The sequence below is a fragment of the Flavobacterium sp. TR2 genome, assembly GCF_025252405.1.
Classification (GTDB): Bacteria; Bacteroidota; Bacteroidia; order Flavobacteriales; family Flavobacteriaceae; genus Flavobacterium.
On the sequence record NZ_CP104307.1, the window covers coordinates 1,151,750 to 1,166,953 of the forward strand.

Annotated in this window: 16 protein-coding genes; 10 read left to right on the plus strand and 6 right to left on the minus strand. The window is 34.2% G+C overall.

What is annotated here, in order from left to right:
* The first annotated feature begins 198 nt into the window (after positions 1–198).
* The 4 genes from N4T20_RS05420 (at position 199) to N4T20_RS05435 (ending at position 3,471) form a co-directional block, all read left to right on the plus strand.
* Positions 199–1,140, plus strand: a complete 942-nt coding sequence (locus N4T20_RS05420; protein WP_111368496.1) for a ribose-phosphate pyrophosphokinase — start codon at positions 199–201, stop codon at positions 1,138–1,140.
* Between the two features lie 120 nt (positions 1,141–1,260).
* Positions 1,261–1,872: a 50S ribosomal protein L25/general stress protein Ctc gene (locus tag N4T20_RS05425; protein ID WP_008465977.1), complete on the plus strand. Its 612-nt coding sequence runs from the start codon at positions 1,261–1,263 to the stop codon at positions 1,870–1,872.
* Between the two features lie 220 nt (positions 1,873–2,092).
* Positions 2,093–2,719, plus strand: a complete 627-nt coding sequence (gene pth, locus N4T20_RS05430) for an aminoacyl-tRNA hydrolase (protein WP_260672074.1) — start codon at positions 2,093–2,095, stop codon at positions 2,717–2,719.
* 140 nt (positions 2,720–2,859) lie between these two features.
* On the plus strand, positions 2,860–3,471 hold the full coding sequence (locus N4T20_RS05435; protein ID WP_091490394.1) for a superoxide dismutase: 612 nt from the start codon (positions 2,860–2,862) through the stop codon (positions 3,469–3,471).
* A gap of 847 nt (positions 3,472–4,318) precedes the next feature.
* Here N4T20_RS05435 and N4T20_RS05440 read toward each other — a convergent pair.
* The 4 genes from N4T20_RS05440 to N4T20_RS05455 all read right to left on the minus strand — a co-directional run bounded on the left by N4T20_RS05440 (position 4,319) and on the right by N4T20_RS05455 (position 8,405).
* Entirely contained in the window at positions 4,319–6,217 is a 1,899-nt protein-coding gene (locus N4T20_RS05440) for an amidophosphoribosyltransferase (protein ID WP_260672075.1), read from the minus strand.
* Between the two features lie 82 nt (positions 6,218–6,299).
* A complete protein-coding gene (locus tag N4T20_RS05445; RefSeq protein WP_260672076.1) occupies positions 6,300–7,223 on the minus strand; it encodes a PfkB family carbohydrate kinase in 924 nt (307 codons plus the stop codon).
* Positions 7,224–7,429: 206 nt separating this feature from the next.
* The gene (locus N4T20_RS05450) at positions 7,430–7,834 is read right to left on the minus strand and encodes a hypothetical protein (RefSeq protein ID WP_260672077.1); all 405 of its coding nucleotides are present in this window, start codon (positions 7,832–7,834) and stop codon (positions 7,430–7,432) included.
* The gene (locus N4T20_RS05455; protein WP_260672078.1) at positions 7,818–8,405 is read right to left on the minus strand and encodes an RNA polymerase sigma factor; all 588 of its coding nucleotides are present in this window, start codon (positions 8,403–8,405) and stop codon (positions 7,818–7,820) included. The genes N4T20_RS05450 and N4T20_RS05455 overlap by 17 nt, the downstream gene beginning before the upstream one ends.
* Positions 8,406–8,697: 292 nt before the next feature.
* Here N4T20_RS05455 and N4T20_RS05460 point away from each other — a divergent pair, with 292 nt between their 5' ends.
* Entirely contained in the window at positions 8,698–9,057 is a 360-nt protein-coding gene (locus N4T20_RS05460; RefSeq protein WP_260672079.1) for a DUF6249 domain-containing protein, read from the plus strand.
* A 44-nt stretch (positions 9,058–9,101) separates the two neighbouring features.
* Here the strand turns inward: N4T20_RS05460 and rnhA are convergent, their stop codons facing one another.
* The gene (rnhA, locus tag N4T20_RS05465; protein WP_260672080.1) at positions 9,102–9,578 is read right to left on the minus strand and encodes a ribonuclease HI; all 477 of its coding nucleotides are present in this window, start codon (positions 9,576–9,578) and stop codon (positions 9,102–9,104) included.
* Positions 9,579–9,650: 72 nt separating this feature from the next.
* Entirely contained in the window at positions 9,651–10,211 is a 561-nt protein-coding gene (gene purN, locus N4T20_RS05470; RefSeq protein ID WP_260672081.1) for a phosphoribosylglycinamide formyltransferase, read from the minus strand.
* A gap of 175 nt (positions 10,212–10,386) precedes the next feature.
* Between purN and N4T20_RS05475 the strand changes: the two genes are divergently transcribed.
* The 5 genes from N4T20_RS05475 (at position 10,387) to pyk (ending at position 14,921) form a co-directional block, all read left to right on the plus strand.
* On the plus strand, positions 10,387–10,623 hold the full coding sequence (locus tag N4T20_RS05475) for an acyl carrier protein (protein WP_007137004.1): 237 nt from the start codon (positions 10,387–10,389) through the stop codon (positions 10,621–10,623).
* 240 nt (positions 10,624–10,863) lie between these two features.
* Positions 10,864–12,117 carry a beta-ketoacyl-ACP synthase II gene (gene fabF / locus N4T20_RS05480; protein ID WP_260672082.1) on the plus strand — a complete coding sequence of 418 codons (1,254 nt, stop codon included), beginning with the start codon at positions 10,864–10,866 and terminating at the stop codon, positions 12,115–12,117.
* 10 nt (positions 12,118–12,127) lie between these two features.
* Positions 12,128–12,868 (plus strand): ribonuclease III, encoded by a 741-nt coding sequence (gene rnc, locus N4T20_RS05485; protein WP_260672083.1) that lies wholly within the window; start codon positions 12,128–12,130, stop codon positions 12,866–12,868.
* A 125-nt stretch (positions 12,869–12,993) separates the two neighbouring features.
* Positions 12,994–13,482 carry an IPExxxVDY family protein gene (locus tag N4T20_RS05490; protein WP_095930692.1) on the plus strand — a complete coding sequence of 163 codons (489 nt, stop codon included), beginning with the start codon at positions 12,994–12,996 and terminating at the stop codon, positions 13,480–13,482.
* A 5-nt stretch (positions 13,483–13,487) separates the two neighbouring features.
* Entirely contained in the window at positions 13,488–14,921 is a 1,434-nt protein-coding gene (gene pyk, locus N4T20_RS05495; RefSeq protein ID WP_129745893.1) for a pyruvate kinase, read from the plus strand.
* The last annotated feature ends 283 nt before the right edge of the window (positions 14,922–15,204 follow it).

Sequence of the window (15,204 nt, forward strand, 5' to 3'; positions counted from 1 at the left end):
TGTAAAAAATAATTTTAAACGAACTAATAAAAATACTTAAAATTTTGCTTTCAGTGTTCAATAAATTTTATAAATTTGCACCTCGTTAAAACGAAGCACACACAACTAACTACATTCGAGACAATTATGCGCATTCTGCTTTATTTGATTAATAAAGTTTAATAGTAGAAAAGTATCGGAATAAAACAACAAATTACAATGTCGCACCTAGAACCAGAAGCTAAAATTTTTGCTTGTTCACAAAGTGTTTATCTTGCAGAAAAAATTGCAAAAGATTACGGGATTCCGTTAGGAAAAGTAACGATGTCAACGTATAGTGACGGAGAATTTCAGCCGTCTTACGAAGAATCAATTAGAGGTTTACGAGTATTTATCGTATGTTCAACTTTTCCAAGTGCAGATAATCTGATGGAATTGTTGTTAATGATTGATGCAGCAAAACGTGCATCAGCAAGACATATTACAGCGGTTATGCCTTATTTTGGTTGGGCAAGACAAGACAGAAAAGACAAACCAAGAGTTCCGATTGGAGCTAAATTAGTAGCAAACCTACTAACAGCTGCAGGAGCAACAAGAATCATGACAATGGATTTGCACGCAGACCAAATTCAAGGATTCTTTGAAAAACCGGTAGATCATTTATTTGCATCTACAATCTTTTTACCATATGTAGAAAGTTTAAAATTAGAAAATCTGACAATTGCATCTCCAGATATGGGAGGTTCAAAAAGAGCATATGCTTACTCTAAGTTTTTAGAATCAGATGTAGTAATCTGTTACAAACAAAGAAAAGCAGCCAACGTTATCGACACTATGGAGCTGATTGGTGAAGTAAAAGGACGTAACGTAATCTTAGTAGACGACATGATCGATACAGGAGGAACTTTAGCGAAAGCGGCAGACCTTATGATCGAAAAAGGAGCGCTAAGCGTTAGAGCAATTTGTACGCACGCTATTTTATCAGGCGGAGCTTATGAAAAAATTGAAAACTCAAAACTGACAGAATTAATCGTAACAGATTCTATTCCGTTAAAGAGAGAATCAAAGAAAATAAAAGTGGTAAGCTGTGCGCCTCTATTTGCTGAGGTAATGCAGATGGTACACCACAACAATTCCATCAGTGGAAAATTTATAATGTAAAAAGGCTATACGCTTTAGGTTTTAAGCCGTAAGCTATATCACAATTACAAAAGCCTAAAGCCTATGGTTTAAAGCTTACAGCAAATAAGAATATTTATTTAATAACTATATTTTTTTACAATGAAATCGATTACAATTAAAGGATCAGAAAGAGAAAGCGTGGGCAAAGTGTCAACTAAAGCCTTACGTAATGCTGGACAGGTACCTTGCGTTTTATACGGAGGAAACCAAGCAGTACATTTCTCAGCAGACGTTACTGCATTCAAAAACTTGGTTTACACTCCAAACGCTCACACAGTTGTGATCGAACTTGGAAAAGGAAAATCATTCAATGCAATTTTGCAAGATATCCAAGTTCACCCAGTAACTGACAAAATTTTACACATCGACTTCTTCCAATTATTTGATGATAAAGAAATCACAATGGAAGTTCCTGTGAAAATCGTTGGTACATCTAAAGGTGTTCTTGCGGGAGGTGTTTTACGTTTAAACCAACGTAAATTAAAAGTTAAAGCTTTACCAGCAAATCTTCCTGATTTCGTTGAAGCTGACATCACTCCACTTGAAATGGGTAACAAATTATATGTTACTAAAGTTGGAAAACCAGAGTACAAAATTATGCACCCAGACAACACTGTTGTTTGTCAAGTAAGAATCTCTCGTGCTGCTATGAAAGCTGCTCAAGAAGCTGCAAAAGCTGCAAAAGCTCCTGCAAAAGGAAAGAAAAAATAATTTTTTTTCACTCAATACAAAAAGCCTCAATCGAAAGATTGGGGCTTTTTTTTGGGCCTCTATCCCGAGGCTTCGGGACTAAGGTGTTGAGATGTTAAGGTTTTTATTGCTCAGCCTGACACACATAATATTTGTCAGGCTGAGCGGAGTCGAAGCCCTCTTTAAGAAATTATCTAATTATCCAATTGTCACATTCTCTAATTAATCTTACTTTTGCCAAATGATAAAATGGATAACAAAACTGTTTTCATCAACACCAAAAGAAGAGAACATAGACAACATGAAAAAATATTTAATCGTAGGATTAGGAAATATCGGAGCCGAATACGTAAACACCAGACATAATATCGGATTTAAAGTGCTTGATTTTTTTGCTAAAAAAGAAGGACTTTCATTCGAAACCGTAAAATTGGGTGCATTGGCTGAATATAAATTTAAAGGAAGAACCTTTTTCCTTTTAAAGCCAAATACTTATATGAACTTAAGCGGTAAAGCAGTAAAATATTGGATGGATAAAGAAAATATTCCCCTAGAGAATATTTTGGTCATTACAGACGATTTAAACCTGTCATTTGGAACCATTCGCATTAAGCCAAAAGGTAGCGACGGTGGCCACAACGGACTTAAAAACATCAATTTAGTTTTAAATACACAAAATTATACCCGTTATCGATTTGGGATCAGCGACCAATTCAAAAAAGGACAGCAGGTAGATTATGTTTTAGGAGAATGGAATGCTGAAGAAGAAGCAAAATTGCCAGAGCGTTTAGAAACTTCAGCAGAAATTATTAAAACTTTCGGAACGGCTGGTTTAGAAAATACAATGACCACGTTTAATGGAAAATAAAGATTTTCAGGTGTTTATATTGTAAAAATGTAAATTATCAGTGAATTTAATTCAATTATAACGAAATAGTATTTTCAATTCCAAAGTTAAATGTCTAAATTTGGAATAAATATATTATAAACCATAAAAATCATAATACCATGGCTTTTGAATTACCACAATTACCTTATGCATACGATGCATTAGAACCACATATTGATGCACGTACAATGGAAATCCATCATACAAAGCACCACAACGCATACACTACAAATCTTAACGCAGCTATCGCTGGAACAGATTTAGAGGGAAAAACTATCGAAAATATCTTAATCAACTTAGATAAATCTAACGCTGCAGTTCGTAACAATGGTGGAGGTTTCTACAACCACAATTTATTCTGGACTGTAATGTCTCCAAACGGAGGAGGTTTGCCAACAGGAGATTTATTAGCTGCAATTGAAGCTTCTTTCGGATCTTTCGAAGAATTTAAAGCAAAATTTGCTAAAGCTGGTGCTACACAATTTGGTTCTGGATGGGCTTGGCTAACAGTTCAAAAAGGAGGAAAATTAGAAGTTGTAGGTACTCCAAATCAAGATAATCCATTAATGCCAGAAGTTGCTGGTCACGGTGGAACTCCAATCTTAGGAATGGATGTTTGGGAGCACGCTTACTACTTAAACTACCAAAACAGAAGACCAGATTATATTGAGGCTTTCTTCAGTGTAATTAACTGGACAGAAGTGGCTAGAAGATTTGCTTTAGATAAATAATAAAATAATAGAGTAAAGAAAAAAGACGAGTGCTGAAAAGTTACTCGTCTTTTTTTTTTTGTCTATATATTTCATTTATAACCGTTTTTCCTATGCTCTTTCTTCGATACGCTAGAAAAAGAAAATAAAAAAGGTGGAAGAGATTCCACCTTTTTTGCCCCAAATCTACCATAAACTTAACCTACTAATGTTATGGTCCAGTAAAGGTATAGGAGATATTTTTTTGAACGAAACATTTCAGATGAAAGGCAATAATATCCGATAAAACGCTTGCAATGGCTGTTTATAAATATGTTGAGTTTATTCCAATAAAAAAGGCGGAAGTTACTCCGCCTTTTTTGCCCCAAATCTACCATAAACTAACCTACTAATGTTATGGTTCAGTAAATGTATGGCGGGAATTTTTATAAAGAAAAAATTTTAGATGAAATGCAATTATACTCGATAAACAACAGTTAAAGTATTGATTTTCAGTTATTTATGATTTAAATTAAAAAAGGCGGAAGTTACTCCGCCTTTTTTGCCCCAAATCTACCATAAACTAACCTACTAATGTTATGGTCCAGTAAATGTATGGCAGTTATTTTTGCGAAGAAAAAATTTCAGATGAAAGGTAAGTATATCCGATGAAGAGAATATAATCGGCTGTTTATAAATATGTTGAGTTTATTCCAATAAAAAAGGTGGAATTGCTTCCACCCTTTTTGCCCCAAATCTACCATAAACTTAACCTACTAATGTTATGGTATTTCAAAAGTATCATAGCTTTTCAATTTCACCAAAGAAATAGGATGAACGGCAAAAAAAACCGATGAAATGCACAATTTAACCTTTTATTAGTATTTTATTAATAAGCTCGAGCATCTTTTCCTTCATAAAAATTCATGAAAGCACGATTTACAACTCTATTTCCACCAGGAGTTGGGTAATCTCCTGTAAAGTACCAGTCGCCTAAATTTTTAGGACACGCTTTGTGTAAATCTTCTACCGTTTGGAAGATGATTTTTACCTCGGCATTAATTTCTGGTGAGCTTAACATTTCTGCAATTTTATCTGAAATCTCTTCGTTTGTAAATTGATCGTATATTGCTGTAACATAATTTACTACATCTTTGTCTGCAAAATTTTCTTGTGCTTTGCATTTAGCATAAACTTCATCTACAATATGATACAAGTTTCTTTCTTTCAATAAAGCAAGGGCAGCTCTAAATGCAACTAAACCTTCTAGTTTTGCCATATCAATTCCGTAACAGTCTGGATAGCGAATTTGTGGTGCAGATGAAACAATTACGATACGTTTTGGCTTCAAACGATCCATCATTTTAATGATACTCATTTTCAATGTAGTACCGCGAACAATACTGTCGTCAATAATAACTAAATTATCTTCTGGTTTGATTACGCCATACGTAACATCATAGACGTGAGCGACCAAATCGTCTCGGCTGCTGTCTTCAGTAATAAAAGTTCTAAGTTTAGCATCTTTAATGGCTACTTTCTCTGTGCGTATTTTTACAGATAAAAGCTCCTGAAGTGTCTCTGCAGTTAATGTATTTCTGTTTTCTAGAATATAATTGTTTTTTCTCTGATTTAAGAAATCCTGAGCAGCTTCTACTAAACCATAAAATGATGTTTCGGCTGTATTGGGAATGTATGAGAAAACAGTGTTGTCTGTATCGCTGTCAATTGCTTTAAGAACAGCAGGTAAAATTAGTTTTCCTAAATCTTTACGCTCCTGATAAATTTCTGCATCACTTCCTCTAGAGAAATAAATTCTTTCAAAAGAACAAGCTTTTAAAGCAGTTGGCTCCAAAATTTGGTTCATGGTAACTTTGCCGTTTTTCTTGATAATCAACGCATTTCCTGGGTTGATTTCCTGAACACTTTCAAAAGGAACATTAAATACGGTCTGAATAACCGGTCTCTCAGAAGCTACAACGACAACTTCGTCATCTTGATAGTAATAAGCTGGACGAATTCCTGCTGGATCTCTAAAAACAAATGCATCACCATGACCTAATAAACCAGCCATAGCATAGCCACCGTCTAAGTTTTTAGCAGAACGAGCTAAAATTTTAGCAATGTCTAAACGCTCTGCAATTACTGGAGAAGCATCTCTTTTTGAGTAACCTTCAGCTTTGCAATCTTGGTATAATTGCATTACTTCCTTATCTAAAAAGTGACCGATTTTTTCCATTACAGTAACGGTATCAGCCATTTCTTTTGGATGCTGTCCAAGTTCAACCAAGTTTTCGAAAAGTTCTTTAACATTTGTCATATTAAAGTTTCCTGCCAAAATCAGGTTGCGGTGCATCCAGTTGCTTTGACGCAAAAATGGGTGAACACTCTCGATGCTGTTTTTCCCAAAAGTACCGTAACGAACGTGTCCTAAAAACAATTCTCCAACATAAGGGATATTTGCTTTTAGCTCTTTCATATCGTCACCTAGTTCTGGATGTGCTTTTAACTCCTCGCTGATTCTCTCGTTGATTTGCTTAAAAACATCTTGTATTGGCTGTGAGTGATTAGAACGCACTCTGCTAATGTAACGCTGTCCTGGATCAACATCAAATTTTATGCTTGCAAAACCAGCTCCGTCTTGTCCACGGTTGTGCTGTTTTTCCATCATTAAATACATCTTCTGGATTCCGTAGAAAGCAGTTCCGTATTTTTCTTTATAATATTCAAGCGGTTTAAGTAGTCTAACCAAAGCTATTCCACATTCGTGTTTTAAAGCGTCGCTCATTGTTTTTTGTTATTTGTGTGTTGTTGTAAGTTGTGTGTATTAACGTAATAAAAAAGCCCCGTTTTATCGAGGCTCTTAGGCATTATATTTCTATGTCAAACTGAGTTAACGACTTAAATTGCTGTAATCGAATCGCTACCTCGGCTTTGCTTAACGTTTCCATTCTTTCAGTTCCAAACTTTTCTACGCAGAACGAAGCTAAATTTGAACCGTAAATAATGGCATTTTTCATGTTGTTGAACGAAATATTTTCGCTTTGCGCAATGAATCCAGAGAAACCACCTGCAAAAGTGTCTCCAGCTCCTGTTGGATCAAAAACATCTTCTAATGGTAAAGCTGGCGCGAAGAATACTTCTCTGTTGTGGAATAAAAGTGCTCCGTGTTCTCCTTTTTTGATCACCACATATTTTGGTCCCATGTCTTGGATTTTAGAAGCTGCTTTTACTAATGAATATTCGCCAGAAAGCTGTCTTGCTTCTTCGTCATTGATTGTAATAACATCTACACGTTTGATAACGTCTAATAATTCTGGAAGAGCGCAGTCCATCCAAAAGTTCATTGTATCTAAAACAACTAATTTTGGTTTTTTCTCCATTTGGTCCAGAACGCTGCTCTGTACTAATGGATGTAAGTTTCCTAACATTACCACATCAGCATCTTTGTAGCTTTGAGGAACTTTTGGCTGAAAATCGGCCAAAACATTCAACTCAGTTACAAGCGTGTCTCTAGAGTTTAAATCGTTGTGGTATAAACCGCTCCAGAAAAAAGTCTTTCCTCCTTTTACAATTTCGATACCAGAGATATCAATATTTTTTGAAGTTAAAAGATCTAAATGTTCTTGAGGGAAATCGTCGCCAACTACAGAAACAATGGCTGATTGCAAGTTAAAAAATGACGCTGATAATCCGATGTAGGTTGCAGCACCACCTAATATTTTATCTGTTTTTCCGAAAGGAGTTTCAATCGCGTCGAAAGCAACTGTTCCAACAATCAATAGTTTATTCATTTTATGAATTTCGAATTAGGGTGCAAAGATACTTCATAAGTTACAATCTTGCAACGGTTTAGGTTCTCAAAATTTTCTTAAAAAAATGGTCGCTATTTCGAAGTAAAACTATTGTAAATGAATGGTTTAAAAATGATTTTTGGCAGTGTTTATAATAGGTTTTTTGAATTTAAGATGCAACTTTTTTGAAAATAATTGCGAATATTTTACAGCTGGTACTTTTTATCAAAATAATTTTTTAAAATGCCAACTTGAACCAAGATCATAATGGGAACAATCAAAATGGCATACAAGATGTTTTTAGAAAAATGAATTCCTGAAAAAGCTGTCGTAATTTTATTAGAATATAATTTCCCGATTTCGTCAATTTTGAAATCAGTTTCTGAAACTGAGAATAAAGAGAAGTAAATCACTAATGCAGCCACAGCCAATCCAATCGAAATCCAGATTGGTTTAGAAATTAAAGGTTTGTAGGTTTTGAGCTTTTTCTCTTCTAAAAAATGAACTTCAGCCATTATTTTAGAAGTAAAATCCATAGATGGCGACTGCAGTTTTTCATCAGCCATCATTTTCTCAATAAGTTGTTCTATATTTTTATCGTTCTCTCTCATAACATTCTATTATTTCTGGTTCTAACTGCTGTCTCAAAATTACGGCCAATTTCTGTCGGCTTCTAAACAATTTCACTTTGGCATTATTGGCAGATATATTCATGATCTTTCCAATTTCCTCCAAATTCTGATCGTCAAAATAAAATAAGGTTAAAAGGAAATTTTCATCTCTTGGCAATAAATTTAAACATTTCTGAATAGTTTGTTTTCGTTCATTTTCTTCTAATGTGCTCAAAGCATTGTCCATCGTTTTAATTAAATGGGACGAAAAATCATCAATAGAAATATTCAGATCTTCTTTTTTGCTTTTTTTCAAACGGTCTAGACAGGTGTTGTAGGCAATTTTATAAATCCAAGTCGAAAACTTAGACTCTCCTTTAAACTTTGTCAGCGAACTATAAATCTTTATAAACGTGTCTTGTGCGACTTCTTCTGCTTCTTCCCGGTTTTTAACCATTTTTAGCGCCAATGTAAAGATCATATCTTTATAGCGGTCTACAAGAACGGCAAACGCATTGGTCTCGCCCTTCAGGATTTTATCGATATAATGTTGATCAGGTATTGTGCTCATATTATATAGGACGACAAGTTGTTTGTTTAGGTTACAAGAAAGATGAAAATAAATTTCAAATTTTTTTAAAATTCCAAATTCCAAAAAATCTAATTCTTTACATATATATGTATGGGTGAACTTTGTCAAAGTTTTAAACTTAGCCAAAGTTTTAGACAATCAAAATTAATTGATTATCAGCGAGTTTTGGTGTTTTAGATTTGTTTTTTGAAATTTTTCATCAAATGTTGTAACCTGATTTTAAAAACCTTCGTCATATGGAGTATCAATCAATTATAAAAACATAAAAATTATGGGACCACAAGTTTTAGTACCGCTTAGCCTTTTTTTGATGATCTTCGGGATCGTTTATTTAATTTATTCAACAAGAAACAGAGAGCGTTTGGCACTGATAGAAAAAGGAGTAGATGCCAGTATATTTTTGAAAGGAGCAGGAAAAGGAGTTCCGGCATGGAAAATTTTTGTTGTAAATCTTGCCTTTTTATTAATAGGAAGCGGTTTAGGTATTTTTATCGCCTTATTAATTACCACTTATACCTCTTTGAATGATGGAGCGGTTTATCCTTCGATCATATTCATAATGGCTGGAGTTGGATTATTAATCGGATTTGGGATGGCCAAAGATTTAGATAAGGCAGAAGAAGAAAAGTAAGAGAGTAAAAACAAAAAACGCATCAAATATTTGATGCGTTTTTGTTATTCTTTCGATCCAATGGTTTCATAATAAACGTCAACCGAAAGTTTCGGCTGCATGGATGCCATAACAGCCAATTGATCACAGCGCTCATTTTGCGGATGATTGTTATGTCCTTTTATCCATTTAAAATCGACTTGATGTTTGCGGTATGCCACTAGAAAACGTTTCCAGAGATCTCCGTTTTTTCTTCCGACAAAACCTTTTTTCTCCCAGCCAAGTACCCATTTTTTTTCGACAGAATCCACAACATATTTAGAATCTGAAACGACAAGAACCTTCATATTTGGCTTTTTCAGTTTTTCTAAACCTACAATTACAGCCAAAAGTTCCATTCTATTATTGGTAGTCAGCCGAAAACCTTCGTAGAATTCTTTTTTATGTGGAGTACCCACCAATTCCATCACGACTCCGTAGCCGCCATTTCCTGGATTTCCTTTTGCAGCACCGTCTGTGTATATATGTACTTCGTGACTCATTTATTTTAGATTTCAGATTTTAGATTTCAGATTGCTCCAATTAATCTAAAATTGATATTGGTATTGATATTATTATTGTAGCAATCTATGAATAATCTCTGGAAAGTGTTTTTGTTCCAGTTCATGAATCTTTTCTGCAACTGTTTCTGGAGTGTCTTCGTCTGTTAGCGCTACATTGGCCTGAAAAATAATGCCACCTTCATCATAATGTTCATTTACATAATGAATAGAGATTCCGGTTTCTTTTTCCTTATTGTTTACAATTGCTCTGTGTATGTGCATTCCGTACATTCCCTTGCCTCCATAATTAGGTAAAAGTGCAGGATGGATATTGATTATCTTGTTTGGATATTCGTTGATTATATTTTCGGGGAATTTGAGTAAAAAGCCAGCCAAAACTATCAAATCTGGGTCGATTTTTTGTATTTTTTGTAGCACATTTCTTTCTAAAAGTTCGTTTTTTTCGAAGATTTCGACTGGAATTTGATGATTTTTTGCTCTTTCAATCACTTTTGCCGAAGCATTATTTGTAAAGACCGAAACGACCTTTGCAATTTCAGTGTTCGAAAAATATTTTATAATGTTCTCTGCGTTAGTTCCTGATCCTGAGGCAAAAACAATAATTTTTTTCATAAAGTTGTGTGTTTTGAGAGTGCAAAAAACGGAATAAAAATCGAAAATAAATAGCTTTAAAAGACCTTTCTTGAAATTAATTTTATAATTTAGTGTCACATTTATAAACTAAATAGTTGTTTTAAAATAAAGTTTTTTATTTTTGCCAACAAATTAAATTCTAAAATTAAAGATTATGTCAGACATTGCATCAAGAGTAAAAGCGATTATCGTAGACAAATTAGGTGTTGACGAAAACGAAGTTGTAACAGAAGCAAGCTTCACTAATGATTTAGGAGCTGACTCATTAGACACTGTTGAGCTTATTATGGAATTCGAAAAAGAATTTGATATTCAAATTCCAGACGATCAAGCAGAAAACATTGCTACTGTTGGTCAAGCTATTTCTTATATCGAAGAAGCAAAAAAATAATAATACCGCACCCGAATTTTAAAAATTCCAAAATTTGAATGCTCAAATCCCAAAAATTGGAATTTGTTTTTTGAAAAATTGGATTTTCTAAAAATCGGGTGTTATTATTTTTTTTAAATTTAAATTTCGATTGATTTTCAATCAAAAAGATATATTTATATTGTAATTCCCATGGCTCTTAAGTAACAATAAGTTAAGAAAGCGTGGGTTTTATTTGTTTAAAGTACAAAACACATATTTATGGCATTAAGGCGAGTTGTTGTAACAGGATTAGGTGCACTTACTCCTATTGGGAATAATATCCAAGAATATTGGAATGCACTTGTGAATGGAGTTAGCGGAGCCGCTCCAATCACATATTATGATACCGAGAAGCACAAAACGAAATTTGCCTGCGAAGTAAAAAACTTCAATATTGAAGATTACATGGATCGCAAGGAATCTCGTAGATTAGATAAATTTGCACAATACGCAATTGCTGCCAGTGATGAAGCTATTAAAGATGCTGGAATCACAAATGATAACGTAAACAAACAAAGAGTTGGTGTTATCTGGGGAGCAGGAATTGGAGGTTTAGAGACTTTTCAGGATGAAGTATTGTACTATGCAAAAGGTGATGGAACTCCAAAGTTCAATCCTTTCTTTATTCCTAAAATGATTGCCGATATTGCTCCTGCACATATTTCTATGCGTAACGGGTATATGGGGCCAAATTATACTACGGTTTCTGCTTGTGCGTCTTCTGCAAATGCATTAATCGATGCTTTCAATTACATCCGTTTAGGAATGTGCGATGTTATTGTTTCTGGTGGTTCTGAAGCTGCTGTTACAATTGCAGGTATGGGAGGATTTAGCTCAATGCACGCTTTATCGACAAGAAACGAAAGCCCAGAAACAGCTTCAAGACCTTTTGATGCAACCAGAGATGGTTTTGTATTAGGAGAAGGAGCGGGAGCTTTAGTTCTAGAAGATTATGAGCACGCAAAAGCAAGAGGTGCAAAAATCTATTGCGAAATTGGCGGTGGCGGTATGTCATCTGATGCTTACCACTTAACTGCACCACATCCGGAAGGAATTGGAGTTATCGCAGTAATGGAAAATACATTGAGAGATGCTGGAATGACACCTGATCAGGTTGATCATATCAATACTCACGGAACTTCTACTCCATTGGGAGACGTTGCTGAGTTAAAAGCAATCAGCGCTGTTTTTGGCGATCATGCTAAAAACATCAATATCAACTCTACAAAATCGATGACAGGACACTTGCTTGGTGCTGCCGGAGCTATTGAAGCAATTGCTTCTATTTTGGCAATGCAACACGGTATTGTTCCTCCAACGATTAACCATACAGTTGTAGACGAGAACATTGATCCATCTTTAAACCTTACTTTAAACAAACCTCAAAAAAGAGAAGTAAATGTTGCTATGAGTAATACATTTGGTTTTGGTGGACACAATGCTTGCGTATTGTTTAAAAAAATAGCTGATTAATTTTCTATATATGAATATTATCAAAAAAATATTTTCGAAATCCCGTTCTCAAGAAGACGGGATTTTTTTTGACACTATTCAGAAAATTCTTGGTTTTCAGCCTTCTAGTATAGATTTTTACAGACGGGCTTTCACACATCGTTCGTCTAATAAATTAGATCAAAATGGGCATCCTATTAATTATGAACGGTTAGAATTTTTAGGAGATGCTATGTTAAGTGCTGTAATTGCTGCGCATTTGTTTAATAAAGCGCCAAATGGGGACGAAGGTTATTTGACCAAAATGCGTTCTAAAATTGTGAGCCGTGAACATTTGAACGAATTAGGCAAAGACTTAAATTTAGTACAGTTTGTAGAAAGCAAAGTGCCAATTCAGCATTTTGGAGAAAATATTCATGGTAATATTTTTGAATCTCTAATTGGAGCAATTTATTTAGATAAAGGCTATACTTTTTGCGAGAAATTCATCCAAAAAAGAGTCGTTACACCTTATGTCGACATTGCACGACTAGAAGGTAAAGTTATAAGTTATAAAAGTTTGGTTATTGAATGGTGTCAGAAGGAAAAAAGAGTTTTTCATTATGACATTTTTGAAGATAACGGTATAGATGGCCAGCGTTTATTTGGTGTCAAATTGAGTATTGATGATAAAGTTGTTGCGAGGGCGAGAGCAACTTCAAAAAAGAAAGCAGAAGAAAAAGCATCTCAAAGAGCCTATTTTGCATTTCAAGAAAAAATTGACAAGAAATAGCTGCAAAAATGTTGTAACTCTCACAAGACTACATCGTTTTCGTTTATAATTTAACAAAACAAGCAAGTCATAACTGTTGATGCTCCGTTTAGAAATAGTATATTTACAACTTGATTTTTCAAGACATGGCTATTCATAAATTGGATTTAGACGAATTTGACGAAATTGATTATTATTTAATGGCAATTCATACTTCATTAGAAGATTATAGATTGGCCTATTTTATCAATAAAATCCTTCCGATCAACTTAAGTAAGAGCAAAAACGAGATCCATGCTCAGACTAAGGAAGGTGAAGCAAATTTTTCGAGATTCTATTATTATGATGAAGAAAAAGCTGTTTCCTGGAATTTAATTCAGAATAAAAATGAAATCATTTCTGTGAGTACAAATGATTTCCAGAATTTGTTTTCTAATGAGACAAGTGAGGTTTCGACAACAATTCATTTACTTCCTGAATTTAAAAAAGTCGATTTTTTCCTGAAAATTGATAATAGCGAAGAGGCGCTTAATTTTTCAGAAATTCAACAAAAATTAAACACAATAGAAAGTATTGCGGCTATTTATGCCGTTGATACAGACAAAATAAAATCAAAAAACAATCTAATTTTTTAAAAAAAATGCTAACAAACAAGAAAACCAAAATTGTTGCTACACTTGGGCCTGCCTGTAGTACAAGAGAGATCATTAAGGATATGATCGATGCAGGGGTTAATGTGTTTAGAATCAATTTTTCGCATGCAGATTACGAAGGAGTAAAAGAAAAAATCGATATCATTAGAGGATTAAACGAAGAGTTTGGTTATACGACAGCAATTTTAGGAGATTTGCAAGGGCCAAAACTTAGAGTGGGTGTAATGGAAGAAGGCACTGTTGTACACGATGGAGATGAAATCACTTTTACAACTGCTGAAGATATTATAGGAACATCAAAAAGAGTGTTCATGAAATATCAGAATTTCCCAAATGATGTTAATCCAGGAGAGCGCATCTTGCTTGATGATGGTAAACTTATTTTCGAAATTGTTTCTACAGATAAAAAGACAGAGGTTGTTGCTAAAGTTATTCAAGGTGGAGAATTAAAATCTAAAAAAGGGGTTAATCTTCCAAATACAAAAATATCTTTGCCAGCTTTAACAGAAAAAGATATTGCTGACGCGATTTTTGCTATCGAGCAAAAAGTAGATTGGATCGCACTTTCATTTGTGAAAACTCCTCGCGATTTGCAAGATTTACAAGAATTAATTGCTAAGCATTCAGAATATAAAATTCCAATCGTTGCTAAAATTGAAATGCCAGAAGCTCTTGAGAACATGGATAAAATTGTAGCATACTGCGATGGTTTAATGGTTGCTCGTGGAGATCTAGGTGTTGAGCTTCCTGCACACGAAGTTCCATTGGTGCAAAAAGATTTGATCAGAAGAGCTAAGACAGCTAGAATTCCGGTTATCGTTGCTACACAAATGATGGAAACAATGATTACAAGCTTAACGCCAACAAGAGCAGAGGTAAACGACGTTGCAAATTCAGTAATGGACGGTGCAGATGCTGTAATGTTGTCTGGAGAAACAGCTACAGGAAATTACCCTGTGCAAGTAATTCAGAGAATGGCTCAAATTTGCGAAGCAGTAGAAAACTCTCCGCTTATTCAGGTGCCGCAAAATACGCCACAAATTAAAACTAAACGTTTTGTTACTAAAACAGTTTGCCACCAAGCAGCTTTATTGGCTAACGAAATTGAAGCTAAAGCAATCTGTACTTTAACAAACAGCGGTTATACAGCTTTTCAAATTTCGGCTTGGAGACCATCAACAGCTCATATTTTAGTATTTACTTCAAACAGAAGAATCTTAACACAATTGAATTTATTATGGGGAGTTAAATCTTTCTACTATGATAATGAAGAAAGTACAGACGATACTGTAACAGATGTAAATCAAATTGCAATCGACAAAGGTTATGCTCAAAAAGGAGATTATTTAATCAACCTTGCAGCAATGCCAATTAAAGATAAAGGAATGGTTAACACGATGAGAGTTTCTGAAATCGAGTAACATTTTCTTTAAATATTTCAAAAGCCGCTTATTTTAAGTGGCTTTTTTGTTTTACAAATCTTCTCCAAATCAATTTTCATTGAATATTTTGTCTTTTTTAAAGGCTTTTTTGTTTCATTTGGCTAAACTTTTGAAAATTTTCTTCTCAGAAGTTTTATTTCAATCCCTTAATTACTTCTTTTTGCTCTTCTGCAATAAAAACATAACTGCTTAATTTTCTTACGTTTCGATATGTTCCATTTTCTAAAATGAAACATTTTGGTGCAAATTCTCGGTTTTTGTT